General features: G+C 72.9%; 17 protein-coding genes. 11 read left to right on the top strand and 6 right to left on the bottom strand.

Annotation, left to right across the window (positions count from 1 at the left end; genetic code table 11):
- Nucleotides 1-2: 2 nt before the first annotated feature.
- Complete coding sequence (locus ABZ312_RS02105) at nt 3-1,385, bottom strand: NsdA family TPR-like regulatory protein (protein WP_500330317.1); 1,383 nt, start codon at nt 1,383-1,385, stop codon at nt 3-5.
- A 251-nt stretch (nt 1,386-1,636) separates the two neighbouring features.
- On the opposite strand from ABZ312_RS02105, the gene ABZ312_RS02100 reads away from it, so the two are divergent.
- From ABZ312_RS02100 to ABZ312_RS02090, 3 genes are read left to right on the top strand one after another with little or no spacing between them, the layout of a single operon-like run.
- Complete coding sequence (locus ABZ312_RS02100; RefSeq protein ID WP_500330315.1) at nt 1,637-2,308, top strand: bifunctional DNA primase/polymerase; 672 nt, start codon at nt 1,637-1,639, stop codon at nt 2,306-2,308.
- 34 nt (nt 2,309-2,342) lie between these two features.
- Entirely contained in the window at nt 2,343-3,203 is an 861-nt protein-coding gene (locus ABZ312_RS02095; RefSeq protein ID WP_500436202.1) for an ABC transporter ATP-binding protein, read from the top strand.
- Nucleotides 3,200-4,768, top strand: a complete 1,569-nt coding sequence (locus ABZ312_RS02090) for a transporter (RefSeq protein WP_500330312.1) — start codon at nt 3,200-3,202, stop codon at nt 4,766-4,768. Before ABZ312_RS02095 ends, ABZ312_RS02090 begins: the two co-directional genes overlap by 4 nt.
- Nucleotides 4,769-4,814: 46 nt before the next feature.
- On the opposite strand, the gene ABZ312_RS02085 is transcribed toward ABZ312_RS02090, so the two are convergent.
- Both ABZ312_RS02085 and ABZ312_RS02080 read right to left on the bottom strand, forming a co-directional pair.
- Nucleotides 4,815-6,119 (bottom strand): maleylpyruvate isomerase N-terminal domain-containing protein, encoded by a 1,305-nt coding sequence (locus tag ABZ312_RS02085; RefSeq protein ID WP_500330310.1) that lies wholly within the window; start codon nt 6,117-6,119, stop codon nt 4,815-4,817.
- Entirely contained in the window at nt 6,116-6,664 is a 549-nt protein-coding gene (locus ABZ312_RS02080; RefSeq protein ID WP_500330308.1) for a sigma-70 family RNA polymerase sigma factor, read from the bottom strand. Before ABZ312_RS02080 ends, ABZ312_RS02085 begins: the two co-directional genes overlap by 4 nt.
- Before the next feature lie 219 nt (nt 6,665-6,883).
- Between ABZ312_RS02080 and ABZ312_RS02075 the strand changes: the two genes are divergently transcribed.
- The 3 genes from ABZ312_RS02075 to ABZ312_RS02065 all read left to right on the top strand — a co-directional run bounded on the left by ABZ312_RS02075 (nt 6,884) and on the right by ABZ312_RS02065 (nt 10,445).
- Nucleotides 6,884-7,261 (top strand): STAS domain-containing protein, encoded by a 378-nt coding sequence (locus ABZ312_RS02075; RefSeq protein ID WP_500330306.1) that lies wholly within the window; start codon nt 6,884-6,886, stop codon nt 7,259-7,261.
- Between the two features lie 243 nt (nt 7,262-7,504).
- Nucleotides 7,505-8,878 carry a glycosyltransferase family 2 protein gene (locus ABZ312_RS02070; protein ID WP_500436201.1) on the top strand — a complete coding sequence of 458 codons (1,374 nt, stop codon included), beginning with the start codon at nt 7,505-7,507 and terminating at the stop codon, nt 8,876-8,878.
- 178 nt (nt 8,879-9,056) lie between these two features.
- Complete coding sequence (locus ABZ312_RS02065; RefSeq protein ID WP_500330302.1) at nt 9,057-10,445, top strand: cellulose binding domain-containing protein; 1,389 nt, start codon at nt 9,057-9,059, stop codon at nt 10,443-10,445.
- Nucleotides 10,446-10,473: 28 nt separating this feature from the next.
- Here the strand turns inward: ABZ312_RS02065 and ABZ312_RS02060 are convergent, their stop codons facing one another.
- Both ABZ312_RS02060 and ABZ312_RS02055 read right to left on the bottom strand, forming a co-directional pair.
- Nucleotides 10,474-11,577, bottom strand: a complete 1,104-nt coding sequence (locus ABZ312_RS02060; protein ID WP_500330301.1) for a tetratricopeptide repeat protein — start codon at nt 11,575-11,577, stop codon at nt 10,474-10,476.
- A 62-nt stretch (nt 11,578-11,639) separates the two neighbouring features.
- Nucleotides 11,640-13,139, bottom strand: coding sequence for a class I adenylate-forming enzyme family protein (locus ABZ312_RS02055; RefSeq protein WP_500436199.1), 1,500 nt, complete (start codon nt 13,137-13,139; stop codon nt 11,640-11,642).
- Nucleotides 13,140-13,308: 169 nt separating this feature from the next.
- On the opposite strand from ABZ312_RS02055, the gene ABZ312_RS02050 reads away from it, so the two are divergent.
- From ABZ312_RS02050 to ABZ312_RS02035, 4 genes are all read left to right on the top strand, one after another.
- Nucleotides 13,309-14,505 (top strand): amidohydrolase family protein, encoded by a 1,197-nt coding sequence (locus ABZ312_RS02050; RefSeq protein ID WP_500358720.1) that lies wholly within the window; start codon nt 13,309-13,311, stop codon nt 14,503-14,505.
- Nucleotides 14,496-15,617: an acyl-CoA dehydrogenase family protein gene (locus tag ABZ312_RS02045; protein WP_500436197.1), complete on the top strand. Its 1,122-nt coding sequence runs from the start codon at nt 14,496-14,498 to the stop codon at nt 15,615-15,617. The genes ABZ312_RS02050 and ABZ312_RS02045 overlap by 10 nt, the downstream gene beginning before the upstream one ends.
- Nucleotides 15,618-15,623: 6 nt before the next feature.
- The gene (locus ABZ312_RS02040; protein ID WP_500436195.1) at nt 15,624-16,529 is read left to right on the top strand and encodes an acyl-CoA dehydrogenase family protein; all 906 of its coding nucleotides are present in this window, start codon (nt 15,624-15,626) and stop codon (nt 16,527-16,529) included.
- A 378-nt stretch (nt 16,530-16,907) separates the two neighbouring features.
- Entirely contained in the window at nt 16,908-17,381 is a 474-nt protein-coding gene (locus tag ABZ312_RS02035; protein ID WP_500330292.1) for an ATP-binding protein, read from the top strand.
- A gap of 15 nt (nt 17,382-17,396) precedes the next feature.
- On the opposite strand, the gene ABZ312_RS02030 is transcribed toward ABZ312_RS02035, so the two are convergent.
- Nucleotides 17,397-18,323, bottom strand: coding sequence for a cyclase family protein (locus ABZ312_RS02030; protein ID WP_500330290.1), 927 nt, complete (start codon nt 18,321-18,323; stop codon nt 17,397-17,399).
- Between the two features lie 95 nt (nt 18,324-18,418).
- On the opposite strand from ABZ312_RS02030, the gene ABZ312_RS02025 reads away from it, so the two are divergent.
- Nucleotides 18,419-19,321: an SDR family oxidoreductase gene (locus tag ABZ312_RS02025; protein WP_500330288.1), complete on the top strand. Its 903-nt coding sequence runs from the start codon at nt 18,419-18,421 to the stop codon at nt 19,319-19,321.
- The last annotated feature ends 20 nt before the right edge of the window (nt 19,322-19,341 follow it).

Raw genomic sequence — 19,341 nt, 5'->3', positions numbered from 1 at the left:
CGTCACGCAGCCAGTTCCTCCTCCTCCAGGCGGGCGTCGAACTCCCGGACGGAGCTCTCCGCCGCGTACGGCTGCAGGCGCAGGCGGAGGTCGTCGAGGTACTCCGCGCCGCGGGTGGTGCGCAGCGTGGCGAGCAGTTCGACGGCCTGGGCGCCGGTGTGGCAGGCCTGCTCGACCTCCCGCTGCTGGACCTGTGCCTGGGCGAGCAGGAGCAGGCCGATCGCGCGGCGGCGGGCCTTGTCCGGGGCGTGCCCGGCCAGCGCCTCCTCCGCGCGGCGGACCGCCTGCGGTGCCTGGTTGAGGTCGCGGTGGCAGTGGGCGAGCTCGTCGGCGAGGTAGGCCGGTCCGAAGTGCCGGATCCAGTCGGGGTCGTCGCCCGGTTCGGAGCGCTCCAGCGCCTCCACGGCCTGCCCCGCGACGGCGCCGCAGGCCCGGGCGTCACCCATCAGCGCGTGGCCGCGCGCCTCCGCCGCGTAGAACATGGCCTGCGCGGTGGCGGTGACCTGACCGCGGGCGCCCTCCTGGGCGGCGCGGGCGAGTTGGGCGATCTCGCGCGGGGTGCCGAGCTGCGCGGCGAGGTGGCTCATCCCCGCGGCGAGGACGTAGCCCCCGTACGCGCGGTCCCCCGCCGCCTGGGCCAGCCGCAGCGCCTGGATGTAGTAGCGCTGCGCCAGGCCGGGTTGGCCGGTGTCGACGGCCATGTAGCCGGCGAGTTCGGTCAGCCGGGCGACGGCCGAGAAGAGCTGACGGCCCGTCGCCTCCCGGTAGGAGCCGGCGAGGAGCCCGGAGACCACGCTGTTGAGGTAGTGCACCACCACGGGGCGCACCTGACCGCTGCCGAAGCGGTGGTCGAGTTCGTTCAGCGCCCGGGTGGTCGCCCGTACCGCCTCGACGTCGGACATGCCGACACGCTGCCCGCCGGCGCGGGCTACCTGGGCGTCGGCCCGGGTGATCAGCCAGTCCCGGCTGGGCTCGACCAGGGCCGAGGCCGCCACGGTGGATCCGGTGAGGAAGTCCCGGCGGCCGACGTCGCTCCGCCACAGCTCGCAGACCTGCTCGATCGCGCCGAGCACGGTGGGCGAGAAGTGCAGGCCGACACCGGTGGCCAGGTTCTTGCCGTTGGCCATGCCGATCTCGTCGATGGTGACGGTGCGGCCCAGCTTCCGGCCGATGGCCTCGGCGATGATCGCCGGTGCCCTGCCCCGCGGTTGCTGGCCGCGTAGCCAGCGGGCCACGGAGGTCTTGTCGTAACGCAGGTCGAGGCCGTGCTCCGCGCCGCACATGTTGACCCGGCGGGCCAATCCGGCGTTGGAGCAGCCTGCCTCCTGGATCAGTGCCTGCAGCCGTTCGTTCGGCTGGCGTGCGACGAGCGGTCGTGCGGCCATGGGCTCCCCCTCACAGCTGCCGCTTTCGGGACCTCAAGATCCCTTCCCGAAGATCCCTTCCCGGTACGCGCCACTCAAATTCGCCGCAAAGGACATAATTTGCGGTGGGATGCATGCCTACACACCCAAGGGTGACTACCCGGATGTCGGACCTCCCCCTACCGCGCGCCCCCACCAGTGCTCCCGTGCGCCCGCCATGAGCCGCGAGGCCGGGACGTCACCGCCCGTAACCCGCGCTGGGCAGCGCAGTTGTGAAGGTCGTGGAAGACACCGTGGAACACACCATCGCAGCCCCGCCGCGGATCGCCGGCCAACTCCTCGAAGCCGCCGTCGGGTACGCGGAGGAGCGGCACTGGGACGTGCTGCCCGGTGCCTGGCTCGTCGAGGACGCCGCCGCCGGCCGCGGCGGTCCGCGCACCCCGCGCTGTTCCTGCGGCGACACCGCCTGCCCGGCGCCCGGGGCGCACCCGACCGGGCCCGGCTGGGTCGGTGAGGCGAGCGGGAGCGGAGCCACGGTACGCAGGATGTGGCTGCGGCAGCCCCATGCCTCGGTCCTGCTCCCCACCGGACGAACCTTCGACGCCATCGACGTCCCGGAGGACGCCGGTTGCCTCGCGCTGGCCCGCATGGAGCGCATGGAACTGCCGCTTGGCCCGGTGCTCGGGACCCCGTCCCGCCGGATGATCTTCTTCGTACTGCCCGGAGCCGGCGCGAAGGCGCCGGACCTGCTGCGCCGGCTCGGCTGGGCGCCCTCCTCGCTCGACCTGGTGGTGCGCGGCGACGGCGACTGGGTCCCGGCCCCGCCCACGCGGCTCGGCACGGGCGGCGTCGTCCAGTGGGTGCGCCGGCCCACGGCCCTCAACCGGTGGCTGCCGGACACCGAGGAACTGATCTCCCCCCTCGCCTACGCCTGCGGACGCTAGCCGGGCCCCACCCCCGTCGTCATAGGCTGGGCGGATGCCGAATGCATCCGTCGCGCCCGCCGTACGCGTCCATGGACTATGGAAACGCTTCGGGCAGCAGATCGCCGTCGCCGGGATCGATCTGACCCTGCCCGCCGGGCACTTCGTGGGGATCGTCGGACCCAACGGCGCGGGCAAGACCACGACCCTGTCGATGGTGACGGGCCTGCTGCGGCCCGACGACGGCCTCATCGAGGTCGGCGGTGCCGACGTCTGGCGCGACCCGGTCGCCGTGAAGTCCCGCATCGGCGTCCTGCCCGAGGGGCTGCGGCTCTTCGAGCGGCTCACCGGCCGCGAACTGCTGGCGTACACGGGCCGGCTGCGCGGCATCCCGGGTGCGGAGACCGACCGCCGGGCCGCCCAGCTGCTCGATGTCCTCGACCTGGCCGGCGCCGCCAACAAGCTCGTCGTGGACTACTCGACGGGTATGCGCAAGAAGATCGGCCTGGCCGCGGCACTGCTGCACAATCCCGAAGTGCTCTTCCTGGACGAGCCCTTCGAGGGGGTCGACCCCGTCTCCGCCCAGGTCATCCGCGGGGTGCTGGAGCGCTACACCGGCTCCGGGGCGACCGTCGTCTTCTCCTCGCACGTCATGGAGCTGGTGGAGAGCCTGTGCGACTGGGTCGCGGTGATGGCCGCCGGCCGGATCGTGGCCCAGGGCCCGCTCGCCGAGGTGCGCGGGCAGGCGCCGACGCTGCAGGACGCCTTCCTGACCCTGGTGGGCGCCCGGGACCGCGGCCCGGGGCAGGACCTGGACTGGCTCGGCGGGGCGAACGCTCCGGCGGCGCGGGGCGCCGGGCAGGGCGGGGGCGGCGCGGACGGCGGGGCCGGGCCGGCCGGGGCGAGCCGGTCGTGACGGGCACCTTCGTACGGCTCAAGCTGTCGGTCCTCCGCAACGGGTTGCGGCAGTCGACGGGTCGCCGGGTCGGCTGGATCATCGGCAGCCTGGTGTCCCTGCTCTACGCGCTGGGCCTGGGCGTGGGGCTGGTCGCCCTGCGCGGGAACGACTACGCGCCCTCGGCGGCCATCGGCGTGGCGGTCGTGCTCGGGGTCGGCTGGGCCGCCATGCCGTTGTTCGTCTTCGGCGGCGACGACACCCTCGACCCGACCCGGCTGGCGATGCTGCCACTGCGGCCGCGGCCGCTGATCCGGGCGCTCCTGGTGTCCTCGCTGGTCGGCGTCGGGCCGCTGCTCACCCTTCTGGTGGTGGCCGGCGCGGCGGTGTCCGTCGTGGCGGGCGCCGCCTCGGCGGTGGCGGCGGTGATCGCGGTGCCGCTCACCGTGCTGCTGTGCGTGGCCCTGTCGCGGGCCGTCGCCGCGGCCAACACCCGGTTGCTGACCAGCCGCAAGGGACGCGACCTGGCGGTGCTCAGCGGCCTGCTGGTCGCGGTGGGCGCCCAGTTGGTCAGCCTGGGCGCCAACGCGCTCACCTCCGGGCACGGCCTGGAGCGGGTCGGCGCCCTCACCTCGGTGCTGCGCTGGCTGCCGCCGGCGTCGGCGCTGGACGCGGTGCGGTCGGCGGGGGAGGGCGGGTACGGGCTCGCGGTCGCCGAACTCGCCTGGACCGGTGCCGTGCTGGGGCTGGTGCTCGTGTGGTGGCACCGCAGTCTGGACCGGCTCATGACCCGCCCGGACGCCTCCACCGTGCAGGCGGGCCCGTCGAGGGTCCGGGAGACCCGGTTCCGGCTGCTCCCGGAGGGGCGCACCGGCACCGTCATGGAGCGCCAGTTCCGCTACGCCTGGCGCGATCCGCGGACCAAGGCCGCCTGGGCCACCGCCCTGGCCCTGGGGCTGCTGCTGCCGCTCGTCTCGGCGGTCCAGCAAGGCAGCGTCTACACCGCCTGCTGGGCGGCCGCACTGCTCGGGCTGCAGATGTACAACCAGTTCGGCATGGACGGCTCCGCCTTCTGGACGGTCGCCGCGACCGTCTCCTCCCGCACGGACGCGTACGCGGAACTGCGCGGGCGGGCGCTGGCGATCGCGGTGGTGGGCGTCCCGTACGTGGCCGTCGTGACCATCGGCGCGGCCTTCCTGCTGGGGCGGGCCGACGCGGCGGCCGAGACCCTCGGGCTCTCCATCGCGCTGCTGGGGGCGCTGATCGCCACCGGCGCCTGGGCGAGTGTGCGCTTCCCCTACTCCATGCCGCAGGAGAACCGCTTCGGCAGCGCCGCCGCGCCGGGACAGGGGAGCCTGGCCTGGCTCAGCCTCGCCGGGGGCGCGGTGACGGGCGCGGTGATCACGCTTCCCGTGCTCGGCGTACTGATCTGGCTCCACGTCTCGGGGCGGCACGGCGCGCTGTGGCTCGTCCTGCCGCTGGGCTGCCTCTACGGGGCCGCGTTCGCGGTGCTGGGGGTCCGCACGGCGGCGCCCCGCCTGCTGGGCCGCCTGCCGGAGGTGCTCACGGCGGTGAGCAAGGGGTAGCCGCCGCCGGCCAGGTTCCGTGCCCGGGGCCCCTGGGCGACATGGCCTAGAGGCGTGACAACGATGCCGTGGCGTGCAGGACGTCCCGGATCGCCGCGTGGTCCCCGTCGCGCCCGGCGGCGACGCGGCTGGGCGCGATGTGGCCCGCGGCCAGCTGGCAGAAGTCGAGCTGGTCGACGGCGATCTCGGCGACCACCGTCTCCGGGGTGCCGATCGCGCCGGGCGAGTCCAGGGAGATGTACCAGTGGCCGCCGCCGGAGCCCTCGACGTGGAGGTCGAGGGTACGGCCGGGCGCACCGGCCCGTACGAGACGGGCGGTGGACTCGGCCCGTCCCGCCTGGCGGAGCGCGGCCAGGGCGGTGGGCAGCATCCGGGCCGCGAGGTCGATCATGCGGTTGAGGTGCGGCGCCGCCGGCGGCCCGTACTCGGGGTAGTCCAGGGCCTGCGCGATGTCCTCGGCGTGGATCCAGCACTCGAAGGCGCGGTCGATCAGGGCGTCCCGCATCGGCACGACGGCGTCGGTGAAGTCCACGGGCAGCCCGCCGGTCGCGGAGCCGGCGAAGGACAGCGTCCGCACGATGTCCCGGGTCTGGGTGCGCCACTTGTTGCGGACGAAGGCGTGCGTGTGGCGGCGGCAGCGCTCCCCGGCGAGTTCGGTGCGCTCCAGGCGTGTGCGGGGCGCGCCGGGGCCGAGCGGGTCGTCGAGGCCGAGCGCGGTGGCCACGACCCCGTCCACCGAGCCGAGATGGGCCAGGACGCCGCAGAGCGTCAGCTCGCGCGACCCGCCCGCCCAGACCAGCTTGACGGGCGTGTCCCACTCGGGTTCGCCGAGGTCGGCGAGGAGCGCGTCGAGGCGCGCGGTCTCGGCGTCGTACGGCGCGGCCCATCCGGGGACGGGGATGCGGGCCGGGCGGCGGCCCAGGCAGCCCTCCAGGACGCGGGCGCGCAGCAGCGGGTCGAGGTCGAGGGACTCCTCCTGGTGCAGCAGGCCCACCGCGCGGCGCAGCCGCACCGCCTCTTCGGCGCAGGGCGCGCAGTCGGTGAGGTGGACCTCGACGGCGCAGGCCTCGTCACGGGAGCAGGCCGACAGTGCCCACGCGCCGAGCAGGGAGCGCAGCACGCGGTGGTCGTACTCCGGGGGTCCGGGCCGCACGGGCTCCTTCTCCGCTTCTCGCTCCGGCTCGTGCGCCGTCTTCGCCGCCTCGCGCGCGGGCACGTCCGGCGACGACGGGGGCGCGGCAGGCCGGGCCTGGGGCAGCGGGCCGTCCTCGGCGGCGCCGCGGGGCATCGGCACACGGGGCAGGTTGGTCCCGGGCGGGGGAGGCTCGCCGTTCTCGGCCGGTCCGTTCACAGGGACCTTCCCTGGGGCGAGGTGTCCTGCGCGGCGGTGGACAGCAACTGCAGCCCGAGCCGGAGGCGGCGGCGCGCCTCGTCCTCGGTGACCCCGAGGTCGGCGGCGGCCTCGCGGTAGTCCATGCGGCGGCGGTAGGCGAGGTCGAGGGCCAGGCGCAGGGGTTCGGGCATGGAGGTCACGATGTAGTCGGCGCGGGCGGCCGTCGAGGCCTCGCGGACCCTGGCCTCGACCTGCTCCGGGGTGCCGGCGCCGCGGGTCTCCGACTGGCGCAGCCGGTGGACGGCCTGGCGCTGGGTGAGGCCGGCGACCCAGGAGCGCAGCGAACCCTGCTTGGGGTCGTAGGCGTCCGGGTTCTCCCAGATGTAGCCGAAGACCTCACGGGTGATCTGGGCGGCGGCCTCCTCGTCGTCCATGACGCGGTGGGCGAGGCTGTGCACAAGGGAGGCGTAGCGGTCGTACAGCTCGCCGAGCGCGGCCTCCTCGCCGCGCGCGAGCCGCTGTTGCATCTTGCGGTCCCAGCGGGGTGGTGCGGATGCCGCCATCGCGTCTCCCCCTTTGTCACCGTCGTCCTACTACGGTCGCACTGCCTCGGATCGAATGTATCCGCCGATTGCTGCCACGTACGACGCCTTGAGGCAAGCTTCTGCCATAACTGATCGATTCTGGTAATGAGTTATCCGGGTGTGACCGGAAGATTGCGGGGAAGCGGCTCAGGCGGGGCATAGGGTCTGTACGACCGCTGCCGGGAGAAGGGCCAGACAGTGGCATTGCAGGTGGTGCAGGACGAACGGGACGGTTGGGTGGTCCTGACCGTTTCGGGGGAAATGGATCTCGTGACCGCGCCGGTGGTGCGCCAGCACGTGCACGACGCGGTGGCCGACGGGCGCCACAGTGTGGTGCTGGACCTGGCCGGGGTCCACTTCTGCGACTCCAGCGGTGTGGGTGTGCTGATCGCCGCCCGGCGGCTGATGCGGTCCTGCGCCGGGCAACTGCGGCTGATCCTCCCGCGGAACAGCCCCTCCGACGGTGTCGCGCACGTCAACCGGGTGCTGGCCGCGCTCGGCGTGCGCCGGCTCTTCGAGGTCTTCCCCGATCTCGAGGCCGCCACCGACGACGCGGCCCGGCCGCTGTCGGCCTAAGCCTTCCTTCCGTGCCGCCCAGGGGCGGGCGCGGGCCCGTCAAGTGCCGTGTGAGCACTCTCACATCCTCTGTCCGCTTCGTCCATGAAGGGCCTGTGGACGCCTGATTGTGAGCTGCCGGGCGAAATCTGCGGAGGATGCACCTTTCGCCGGACCTCCGCCCGGGTTACCTTCGTGCGCAGAACACGTGTTCAAGGTTCTGTCCGGCGGGTGGGGGCGTTCGTACGGAGGTCTCCACTGCCCATGCTCGATCTCGCGGGTGCTTGGGACCACCTCTCGTGGTCCTTGCGTCATGTGCACTGGTACGGAGTGACCGTCGGGTCCCTCCTCGCCGTCAAGCTGCTGCTCTCCATCCGCCGGCGCCGCCGTCCTGAGCTCGCGTTCGACAAGCCGGTGACCCGGCTACGCATCCACGGCGTGATCACGGTCTACAACGAGGCCCCGGCGATGCTGCGCGGCTGCCTGGAGTCGGTCCTCGCGCAGACCCTGCTACCGCACTCCCTCACCCTGGTCGACGACTGCTCCGAGGACCACTCGGCGCGTGCCCTGGCCGAGGAGATGCGCCCGCAGTTCCAGCGCGCCGGGGTCCGCCTCGACTTCGTCCGCTTCCCCGGCAACCGCGGCAAGCGCCACGGCCTCGCCGCGGGCTTCCGGCAGGAGCCGCTCGCGGACGTGTACCTGTGCATCGACTCCGACACGCTGCTCGACCGGCACGCCGTCGCGGAGCTCGCCCGGCCCTTCGCCAAGCGCCGGGTCCAGTGCGTCACCGGGTTGGTGCTCGCCCACAACCGCGGCACCAACCTGCTGACCCGCCTCATCGACATGCGCTACGTCAACGCCTTCCTCGGCGAGCGGGTGGCCTACTCCCGCCTCGGCTCGGTGCTCTGCGCCTGCGGGTCGCTGGCCATGTACCGCGGGTGGGTCGTCCGCAAGCACCTCGACGACTTCCTCGACCAGCGCTTCCTCGGCCGCCCGGCGACCTTCGGGGACGACCGGCGCCTGACGTACTACTGCCTCACCGAGGGGCTCTCCCTGATCCAGCCGTCGGCCGTCGGCTACACCGACGTCCCCGAGCGCCTCGGCCACTACGTGCGCCAGCAGATCCGCTGGGGCAAGTCGTTCATCCGCGAGGGCTTCCTGCTCCTCGCCAAGTTCCGGCTGCACCGCATGTACTGGTGGCTGAACCTCGTCGAGCTGGTCACCTGGGTCGCCTTCACCGCGGGGCTGCTCGCGGCGCTCGTCGCGGTCCTGATGCACCCGCAGGGCTGGACGCTGCTGGCCGGCTACCTCGCCTACATGTGCGTCATGGCCTGGGTCCGGTCCGTCCACTACCTGCGCGGCGCCGCGCAGGTGAGGATCGTCGACCGGATGCTGACGTTCCTCGCCGCCCCGCTGTACGCCCTGCTCAACATCGGGTTGCTGCTGCCGCTGCGACTGTGGTCCCTGGCGACGCTGCGGCGCACCAACTGGGGCACCCGGGCCCGGATCGAGGTCGGCGGTGCCCACGACGACATCGCCTTCCAGCCCCATCCGCAGCCCCACCTCCCGCGCCAGCGCGGGGAGACGGCTCCACCGGCGGTCGGCGCCGTCGCGCCCGTGCGCGACGCCGCCTCGTAGGCGGCGCCCGCGTTCCGCCGCCGGTCCGACCGGATCCCGCAGACCGCATGGCGTGCCCTCGGTATCGCCCCTCCACCGCGCTAGGAGCTTCCCCGTGGGTCCTGCCCGCCCCTCTGTCCGCCCCTCCGTCCGGTCAGACCGGCTCGTACCCTCGGGGCGCGGGAAGCGGAGCCACCCCGTGTGGAGGGTGGCCGGGTACCTGCTGCTCGCGGTCGCCGTCGGCGCGGGCGTCACGGCGCTGTACCCCGTGTGGCGCGAGGCACATCGGCCGCCCCCTGAGCTCACCGTCCGCTACAAGGCGGGCACGTCGGCGTCGGCCGCCACGGCCCGGCCGTGGCTGGAGGTCGTCAACACCTCGGACCACCGGGTGCGTCTGGCCGACGTGGCGGTCCGGTACTGGTACACGCAGGACGGCGGTTCCCCGTACGCGTTCAACTGCGTCCAGGCCTCGGTGGGCTGCCCGAACGTCGACGGGAGGACCGTCGCCATGGACCGTCCGGCACCGGCCGCCGACCACTACCTCGAGATCACCTTCACGAAGGCCGCGGGCACCCTGGCCCCGGGCGCGAAGAGCGGGGCCATCGGGGTGCAGCTGTACCGTCCCGGCGGGAAGGTGGACCAGCGCGACGACCGGTCGTTCAGCCCCGCCCACGACACCTTCCAGGCGTCGAAGCTGGTGACCGGCTACCTGGACGGCAGGCACGTCTGGGGCGACGAGCCCGGCGGTGACGTCACCACGTCCCCCCGGGGCCCGGCCGCAGGCGCGGCACGGCCCGCGCCGCCCTCCGGGATCGTCTTCGACGACTTCCGCTACAGCGGCCCCCGTGACCCGGCGCTGCGCGCCCACGGCTGGCTGGTGCGCACCAGCGGGGGTGGTCCCGGCATCCGCGACACGTGGTCGGCGGGAGGGGTCAGCTTCCCCGCGGACGAGGACGCGCTGGGCGGCCAGGTCCTGCAGCTGCGCGCCGCCACCGACGGGACGAAGCGCGGCACCACCCAGGCCGAGGTGCACACCACCGGCACGAAGTTCCTGACCGGGACCTTCGCCGCCCGGATCCACTTCACGGACGAACCGGCGAGCGGCCGCAACGGCGACCACGTCAACGAGACCTTCTACATGATCTCGCCCCACCACCACGCCGAGTACAGCGAGCTCGACAACGAGTACCAGCCGAACGGGGGCTGGGGCGCCCCCGGCCCGAGGCTCGACACGACGACCTGGCGCAGCGCGAGGGAGGGGGACCGGGTCACCCGGGCCACGACGTCCAGCCTCAGGGGGTGGCACACGCTGGTCACCACGGCCGCGCACGGCGTGGTGACCTACAGCCTCGACGGGCACGAGCTGTTCCGGACCGGGGGCAAGTACTACCCGACCCAGAGCATGTCCGTGAACTTCAACGCCTGGTTCGTGGACCTGCCGTTCGCCGGGAAGCGCAGCTGGGACATGAAGGTCGACTGGTTCTACCACAACGCCAGGAAGGCCCAGTCCCTGACGGAGGTGGAGAAGACGGTCGACGGCCTCGCCGCGGGCGGCACGGGCTACGTGAACACGGTCCACAAGCCCTGAGCCGGTACGGCGGCGGGGCCGGCCGGGGTCAGGAGTCGGCCGGAGCCGGGCCCAGCGTGGTGGTGCCGATCGCCGCGCGGTGGCCCAGGCCCGTCCGGTAGGCGTCCAGCGCGGCCTCCACCCGGCCGGACCGGCGCAGCAGGTCGCCCAGCAGCCGGCAGATGTCCGCCAGGTCCCCGGCGGCTCCCGCGCGTTCCAGCAGCGCCAGGGCGGACACGTAGTGCTCCTCCGCGGCCTCCGGGTCACCGCGCTCCTCCGCCAGCAGCCCGAGCAGCCGGTGCGCCCCGCCGGCGTGGACGGCGCCGCGCCAGGGGCCCAGCTCGTCCAGCAGCCGGGTCAGCAGCTCCTCGGCCTCGGCGGGCTTGCCGCGCCGCCGGAGCACGTCGGCGAGCTCCACCTCGACCTGCACCGTGAACAGCACGGACCGGCCGGCGGACAGCATGTCGCGGGCGGTGCGCAGCTCGCGCTCGGCCTGCTCCAGGTCGCCGTCCTGGGAGTGGACGTAGCCGCGCATCCAGTGGCAGTGGGCCAGGTCCGTGTGCAGCTCCAGCCGCTGGAACAGCTCCTGCGCCTTCGCCAGGGAGGCCTCGGCCTCGCCGGTACGTCCCGCGACGATCAGGGTGCGGGCGATGCTGCGGTGCATCTGGGCGACCAGGGCCGGATCGCCGGCCCCGGGGGCGAGGTTGAGCGCCTGCTCGGCGGCGTGGGCGGCCCGGGCGTAGGCGCCCAGGTCGGTGTACGGCCCGATGGCCGCGATGTGCAGCATCAGCAGGGCGTCGGGGTCGGGCCGGGCGTCGTCCGACACGGTCTGCCGTTCGAGCCGGGTGATGCCCTCCTCCAGCAGGTGGGAGGCGTACCGCACCTCGCCCGCCAGCAGGTGGGACACGGCCCGGCCGCGCAGCGCCGCGGCGCGCCGGGCGTCGGGGGCCGCGGGGTCCGCGTCGAGCAGCCGCTCGGCGGTCTCGAAGTGGAGCCGGGCCTGGGTGAGTTCGCCCGCGTCGAGGGCGGCGTCTCCCAGCCGGAGCAGTTCGAGGGGATCCTGCGGGCCGTCCTGCGGGCCGCTTTCGGGACCTGTGCCGGGACCTTCGTCCAGGCCGTCCCGCGCCCGGTCCTGGCCGTCCTGTGTGCCCACCGTGACCCTTCCCCTTTGGAACTCTTGCGGAGGAGGGTACGCGGCTTTGCGGCGGACGTGCCTCACGCTTTCGTAAAGCGCTCCCTGAGCTTGTACTTGAGGACCTTGCGCAGGGTCTCGTTCCGGGGCAGCACGTCCACCACCTCGAGCTGTTCGGGCAGTTTGTGGACGGCCAGGCCCGCCTCGCGGAGGAAGGCCGTGACCTCGGCGAGGGTGAGCGGTCCGGCGTCCGGCGGCTGCTCGACGACGGCGCAGACGCGTTCCCCGCGCTGGGGGTCGGGCAGGCCGATCACGGCGGCGTCGGCGATGCCGGGGTGGGCGTAGAGGAGTTCCTCGATCTCCTTGGCCGAGACGTTCTCACCCTTACGGATGATGATGTCCTTGAGGCGCCCGGTGAGGACCAGGTAGCCGTCCGGGGTGAGCCTGCCGACGTCCCCGGTACGCAGGAAGCCGTCGGCGTCGAAGGCCTGTTTGGTCAGCTCCGGGTCGGTGTAGCCCTGGCACACGGCCTCACCGCGCAGCAGCACCTCGCCGTCGTCGGCGATGCGTATCTCCATGGAGGCGGGCGGGCGGCCCTCGGTGGTGGCGAGCCGGTCGACGGGGTCGCGCGGCGAGCCCATGGTGATCATGGGGGCTTCGGTCATGCCGTAACCGTGCGCGAGGGCGCAGCCGAGGTCGCGGACCACCTCGTGGTAGAGCTCGGGCGGCTTGGGGGCGCCGCCGCCGGACAGCAGGCGCAGGGTGGGGATGATCCTGCTCCCCGCGGGCTGCTTGCGCTGCTCGGCGAGGAAGAGGGAGTAGAAGGCGGTGCTGCCGCCCGCCATGGTGACCCCGTGCCTGCGGTAGGCCTCCAGGGACCCCGGGAGCGAGAAGTGCTCCAGCAGCAGGGCCGGGAAGCCGCACAGGAGCAGCATGACCAGGTAGTCGGGGCCGCCGATGTGCGCGTACGGGAAGGCGACGGAGCCGACGTCGTCCGGGCCGAGCTCCAGGGCGAGGGCGAGGCAGGAACCGCCGGCGATGAGGCTGCGGTCGGTGTGCAGCACGCCCTTGGGTTCGGAGGTGGTGCCGGAGGTCCAGTAGATCCAGCGGACCCGCGTGCCGTCGGAGGGCGGGGCGGGGAGGGAGTCCGGGTCGGCCTCCGGCAGGGAGTCGTAGGCCTCCAGGACGTCGTGCGCGCCGAGGCGGCGCGCCATCGCGGTGTGGTCGAAGCCGCGCCATACGCCGGGGACGGCGAAGAGGGCGGGGCCGGTCTGGCGCAGGATGTGGCCGACCTCGTGGTCGCGGTAGAAGGGCATGACCGGGGTCTGCACGGTGCCCAGCCGGGCGAGGGCCGCCGACAGGACCACGGTCTCGATCCGGGTCGGCAGCTGCCATGCCACTGCGCTGCCGGGCCGGATGCCGCGGGCCTGCAGCCCGGCGGCGACCCGTTCTGCGCGGTCGCGCAGCTGCCCGAAGGTCAGCCGGCGGTCGTCGGTGTCGAGCAGCGCCGGGGCGTCGGGGGTCAGGGCGGCCCGCCCTTCGATGAGCGCCCAGAGGGTCGGCGAGTCGCCCAGGCTTCGCATCTCTTCTCCTCCCGGTCAGCGATCTGACGTCACGTCAGATTCAGTCGCCCGGAGCGTAGGCGCCCGGCCGGGCGCGGTCCAGGGTCCGCGCGTCGCCGATGGACGCTCCGGGGCGGCGGGCGTACTGTGAATCTGACGGTCCATCAGATTCAAGGAAGGGCGGGGAGCGATGGAACTGCCCCGGATCATCAGCGTCGACGACCACGTGATCGAACCCGCACACCTCTTCGAGACCTGGCTGCCGGCGAAGTACCGGGACCGCGGACCCCAGCCGCTGACCGCCGGGATCGGGGAGCTCGCCTACGTCGGCGGGAAGTACCAGATCACGATGGACCCGGACGGCCCGCCGACCGACTGGTGGATCTACGAGGACCTGAAGTTCCCCTACAAGAGGAACATCGCCGCCGTCGGCTTCGACCGGGACGAGATGACCCTGGAGGGCATCACCCGCGAGGAGATGCGGCGTGGCTGCTGGGACCCCAAGGCCCGGCTCGTCGACATGGACCTCAACCACGTCGAGGGCTCGCTCTGCTTCCCCACCTTCCCGCGCTTCTGCGGCCAGACCTTCGCCGAGGCCAAGGACAAGGAGGTCGCCCTCGCCTGCGTCCGCGCCTACAACGACTGGATGGTCGAGGAGTGGTGCGGGGACAGCGGCGGCCGGCTGATCCCGCTCTGCCTGATCCCGCTGTGGGACGTCGGCCTGGCCGTCGCCGAGATCCGCCGCAACGCGGATCGCGGGGTGCGGGCCGTCACTTTCAGCGAGATCCCGACCCACCTCGGGCTGCCCAGCATCCACTCGGGGTACTGGGACCCCTTCTTCGCCGTCTGCGAGGAGACCGGGACGGTGGTGAACATGCACATCGGCTCGTCCTCGCAGATGCCGGCCGCCTCCCCGGACGCGCCGCCCGCCGTGCAGGCCTCGCTCTCCTTCAACAACGCGATGGCCTCGATGATGGACTTCCTCTTCAGCGGGGTGCTGGTGCGCCACCCGCGGCTCAAGCTCGCCTACAGCGAGGGGCAGATGGGCTGGATCCCCTACGCCCTGGAGCGGGCCGACGACGTCTGGGAGGAGCACCGGGCGTGGGGCGGCGTGCGCGACGTGATCCCCGAGCCGCCCTCCACCTACTACTACCGGCAGATCTTCTGCTGCTTCTTCCGCGACAAGCACGGAGTCGCCTCGATCGACGTCGTCGGCCGCGACAACGCGACCTTCGAGACCGACTACCCGCACGTCGACTCGACCTTCCCGCACACCAAGGAGGTCGCCCTCGACCATGTGAAGGGCCTCGACGACGAGACGGTGTACAAGCTCATGCGCGGCAACGCCATCCGCATGCTGGGGCTGGAGCCGGACCGGTGGACCTGACGTACACCGAGGCGGAGCAGGCGTACCGGGGCGAGCTGCGGGCCTGGCTCGCCCGGACGCTGCCCATGCTGCCGCCCGCGCCGGACCCCGCCGACTGGCCCGCCCGGCGGGCGTACGACACCGGCTGGCAGCGGCGCCTGTACGAGGCGGGATACGCAGACGTCCACTGGAACGCCGACCCGACCCGGCGGCTGATCTTCCTGGAGGAGACCGAGCTGGCCGGGGCGCCCTACGTCGGCGCGAACTTCGTCGGTCTGCTGCACGCCGGGCCCACCATCGCGGCCGAGGGGACGGCCGGCCAGCGTGAACGCTGGCTGCCCCCGGTGCTGCGTGGGGACGAGGTGTGGTGCCAGGGGTTCAGCGAGCCGGGGGCGGGCTCGGACCTGGCGTCCCTGCGGACGCGGGCGGTGCGCGACGGCGACGCCTACGTGGTCACCGGTTCGAAGATCTGGACCTCGCACGCCGAGGTCGCCGACTGGTGCGAACTGCTGGTGCGCACCGATCCCGACGCACCGCGGCACCGCGGCATCAGCTGGCTGGCGATGCCGATGGACGTGCCGGGCGTGACGGTGCGGCCGCTGCGGACCCTCGCCGGTACGACGGAGTTCGCCGAGGTCTTCCTGGACGAGGTGCGCGTGCCGGTCGCCAACCGGGTCGGCGCGGAGAACGACGGCTGGCGGGTCACGATGGTGACGCTCTCCTTCGAACGCGGCACCGCTTTCGCGGGTGAGGTCGTCGCCTGCCGGCGGACCCTGTGCGAACTGGCCCGCACCGCCCGGGAGACGGGAGCCTGGGACGACCCCGTGCTGCGGCGCCGGCTGGGCCGTCTGGCGGCGGAGTTCGGCGTCCTGTGGCGGCTGGTCCAGTGGAACGTCAGCGACGGCGCCCCGGGCGTCGGGGGCTCGGTCCTCAAGCTGCGCTACTCGCACGCGCGCCAGGAGCTCTACGACACCGCCGCCGAGGTCCTCGGCCCGTCCGGTGCGCTGGACGCGGACCGCCCGTGGACGGCGGACCGGCTCTCCTCGCTCTCGTACACCATCGCGGCGGGCACGTCGCAGATCCAGCGGAACATCGTCGCCGAGCGGATCCTCGGCCTGCCGAAGGGGGTGTGAGCGGCCGTGGAATTCCGCCTCACCGAGGACCAACGGGCGCTCGCCGACGGGACCCGTGGACTGCTGGCGCGGCTCTACCCGGCGGAGCGCCTGCGGGAGGACGCCGCCGGGGCGGCCGCGGGGACCCCGGTTCCCCTCGACCGCCAGATGTGGCGGGCGCTGGGGGAGGCGGGGTTCTTCGCACTGCGGCTTCCGGAGGAGCGGGGCGGGATCGGCCTCGGACTCCCGGAGGCCGTGCTCGTCTTCGAGGAGGCCGGACGGGTGCTGCTGCCGGGGCCGCTGGTGGCGACGCACCTGGCGGCCGGACGGGTGCCGGGGGCGGCGGAGGGCACCACGGTGGTCACCGCGGTCGACGGCGAGCTGGCCGAGTGGCTGGAGGCGTCCGACCACGTGCTGGGCTCCTTCGACAAGGCCGAGCCGGTGCGTTCGGTGGACCCGTTCACCCCGCTGCACCGGGTCGTGGGCGGCGAACCGGCCTGCGGCGGGGGAGCCGGCGACCTGCTGACCTCCGCGCAGCAGACCGGCAGCGCGGCGCGCACCCTGGAGCTCGCCGTGCGGTACGCCGGGACCCGGGAGCAGTTCGGGAGACCCATCGGCTCCTTCCAGGCGGTCAAGCACCTGTGCGCCGAGATGCTGGTCCGGGTCGAGATGGCACGCACGGCGGTGCGTGCGGCGGCGGTCTCCGGGGATCCGGGCGAGACGGCGGCCGCACGGCTGCTGGCGGAAGAGGCGGCCGTCCGCAACGCCCGCGACTGCCTGCAGGTGTTCGGCGGTATGGGTTTCACCTGGGAAGCGGAGGTGCATCTCCACGTCAAGAGGTCGTGGATCCTGCGGAGCCGGGGCCGTTCGGTGGCGGAGTGTGAGGAGCAGCTCGCGGAGAGACTCCTCGACGAGACTATTTGCTGGGTTTAGGTAGTTATGACTGATTCGTCACGGATAAGGAGTCCCCGAGCGTCGATATCGGGTTGTGTCCGAGGTGTGACTCGTCACGCCGTGGAGTCGGAGCCTGCCTCGGGTACGCTCCATCGGGTGCGTGTGGTGGCGAAACGCGACGGATGTGGCAGTGGCGGGGTCTCGGTACCCGGCGGGCTGCCTGTACCGGGCTGTTCGAATTCGCCCCGTAATGAGCCCCGCACAGTATGCAGCACTCGTGCCCCCTTGCGCTGGAATATGCCCGAAGCGCTTGTTGCGGTCACTGCGGGTCAATCATGCTGGGTTGCGAAGAGGTCACGTACGGTGACCCTGCCGAGGCGCGAGGCGACGTGTCCGCCGGTTCGGATGGTGTGAGCGGTGCAGGTGCTCCAGGTTCAGCTTGAGGTCGGCCCCGACCCCGCGGAGGTGGGCCGGGCCCGTCGGTGGGCCCGCTCGCGTCTCGCGGGCTCCGGCATAGGCGCCGACGAGCCGGTCGCCGAGACGCTGATCCTGCTCATCTCCGAACTGGTCACCAATGCCGTCGTGCACACCGGCTGTCCCGCCGTGCTGCGGATGCTCTTCCGTTCCTCCGGCGCCGCACAGAGCGGCGAACAGGAGACCGTGCGCGTCGAGGTGGCCGACACCAGCGACGCGCCGCCACGGCCACGGCACGCCGACAACGACGAGACCGGCGGCCGGGGACTGGAACTCGTAGACGGCCTCGCGGACCGCTGGGGCTGGCAGCGTGAAGGTGCCGGCAAGCAGATCTGGTGCGAGATCGACCGCAGCGAGCGCCCCGCGATCGTCCCCGCGCAGTCCATGGGCGGGCTCATCCGCCGCCCCGCCTTCTGACCGTACGGACCGCCCTCAGAGCACCGCCACCGGCGCGACCGGACTGCCGACCCCGCCCACGAAGGGCTGCGGGGTGGCGTCCAGCAGGAACGCGTACCGCCCCTCCTCGGCACAGGCTTCCGACAGCGCCTCGAGATTCCAGTTCTGGCCCTGGGGCATGCCCATCTCCACCAGGTCCAGGGCGTGCACGGCGAGCCACAGGTCCTCGATCTCCGGCGGGAAGATCTCGAAGGTCAACGTGTCGTTGGCGACCGCCGCGACGTCGCGGGCGTGGAACCACTCGGGGGTGCGCACCGACAACCCCGGTGAGGGGAAGGCGTAGGCGTGCTTGTCGCCCGCCAGGTACAGCCGCATCTGACCGGTGCGGACCAGCACGACGTCCCCGGCGCGGACGGTGGTCCGGGCCAGTTCCTCGGCCGCGTCGAGGTCGTCGGGGGTGACCGCGTGGTCGCCGGGCAGCCGGTCGGTGCCGCGGGCGCGGGCCACGTCGAGCAGGACGCCGCGGGAGAGCAGCGTCGTGATCTTCTCTATACCGCTGAAGGCGGCGCCACCGTGGGCGGTGATGGAGCCGGCCGGGCGGCCGTTGTAGATCCGTCCCGAGTGCGAGACGTGGGTCAGGGCGTCCCAGTGGGTCGCCGCCTGCAGTCCCATGGTGACGATGTCGTCGCTGGTGGCGACCGTGCCCGGGCCGAACATCTCGTGGTTGAGCATCACCATGGTGCGCAGGGGGTTGACCCGGCCCGGGATCATTCCCGTCTGCACCCCGTCCTGCTGCAGGGGCAGCGCGAGCGGCACGCGGCGTCCGCCGCGCACGGTACCGGCCGCCGCGCGGACGACCTCGTCGGTGACCAGGTTGAGGGTGCCGGTCTCGTCGTCCGCACCCCAGCGGCCCCAGTTGTTGACGCGCTTGGCGATGTCGTGGAACTCGGCGGGGAACGCCATCGCTGCCTCCTGGTCTCAGGGCTTGTGCTGGGGTGCGTCCGTGCTCCTAAAATCTAACGGTCCGTCAGAAACTCTGAGAAGGGGCGGGACCGGACGTGGGCAACTTCCTGAACGGAAAGGTCGTCGCGGTCACCGGGGCCGGGCGCGGCATCGGGCGGGCCGTCGCCCTCGCGTGCGCGGCCGAGGGCGCCAAGGTCGTCGTCAACGACTACGGTGTCGCAGTCGACGGCAGCGGACCGACCGGTGAGGTCGCGGCCGCCGTCGTCAAGGAGATCGAGGCGGCCGGCGGTGAGGCCACCGCGGTGACCGACGACGTCTCGTCGATGGCGGGCGGCGAACGGATCGTCTCCACGGCCGTGGAGACCTACGGCCGCGTCGACGGAGTCGTCTGCGTCGCCGGGATCCTGCGCGAACGCATGCTCTTCAACATGGCCGAGGAGGAGTGGGACCCGGTCCTCGCCACCCATCTCAAGGGCACCTTCACCGTCTTCCGCGCCGCCTCGGCCGTGATGCGGCGGCAGGGCTCGGGCACCCTCGTCGGCTTCACCAGCGGCAACCACCAGGGCAGCGTCTCCCAGGCCAACTACTCCGCGGCGAAGGGCGGGATCATCTCGCTGGTGCGCAGCGCCGCACTCGGACTGCACCGCTACGGCGTGACCGCCAACTGCGTCGCCCCCGTGGCACGCACCCGCATGTCGGCCAACGTGCCCATGGAGCTCGCCGAGATCGGTGAGCCCGAGGACGTCGCCGCCATGGTCGTCTTCCTGCTCAGCGATCAGGCCCGCGACATCACCGGACAGGTCTACACGGTCGCCGGACCCAAGATCGCGGTCTGGGCGCAGCCCCGCGAACTGCGCGCCGCCTACGTGGACGGCGGGGGATGGACACCGCAGCGCATCGCCGCCGCCCTGCCCGGATCCGTCGGCACCGACCCCATGCCGATGCTCGCCCAGCTCGAGGCCATGCGCGCCGCCGCGGCCGCCTCCCGAGGGCAGTGACGGCCCCGCACCGAGGAGAG

This window comes from Streptomyces sp. NPDC006207 (genome assembly GCF_040613835.1).
Taxonomy (GTDB): Bacteria; Actinomycetota; Actinomycetes; order Streptomycetales; family Streptomycetaceae; genus Actinacidiphila.
Note: the sequence above shows the minus strand (reverse complement) of the source record. Positions and strands in the feature narration are given on the sequence as shown.

Excerpts from the sequence above, each read along its gene's own strand:
- ABZ312_RS02050 (WP_500358720.1), top strand. The coding sequence starts at position 13,309 with ATGGAACTGCCCCGGATCATCAGCGTCGACGACCACGTGATCGAACCC.
- ABZ312_RS02095 (WP_500436202.1), top strand. The coding sequence starts at position 2,343 with ATGCCGAATGCATCCGTCGCGCCCGCCGTACGCGTCCATGGACTATGG.
- ABZ312_RS02070 (WP_500436201.1), top strand. The coding sequence starts at position 7,505 with ATGCTCGATCTCGCGGGTGCTTGGGACCACCTCTCGTGGTCCTTGCGT.
- ABZ312_RS02080 (WP_500330308.1), bottom strand. The coding sequence starts at position 6,664 with ATGGCGGCATCCGCACCACCCCGCTGGGACCGCAAGATGCAACAGCGG.
- ABZ312_RS02105 (WP_500330317.1), bottom strand. The coding sequence starts at position 1,385 with ATGGCCGCACGACCGCTCGTCGCACGCCAGCCGAACGAACGGCTGCAG.
- ABZ312_RS02030 (WP_500330290.1), bottom strand. The coding sequence starts at position 18,323 with ATGGCGTTCCCCGCCGAGTTCCACGACATCGCCAAGCGCGTCAACAAC.
- ABZ312_RS02055 (WP_500436199.1), bottom strand. The coding sequence starts at position 13,139 with ATGCGAAGCCTGGGCGACTCGCCGACCCTCTGGGCGCTCATCGAAGGG.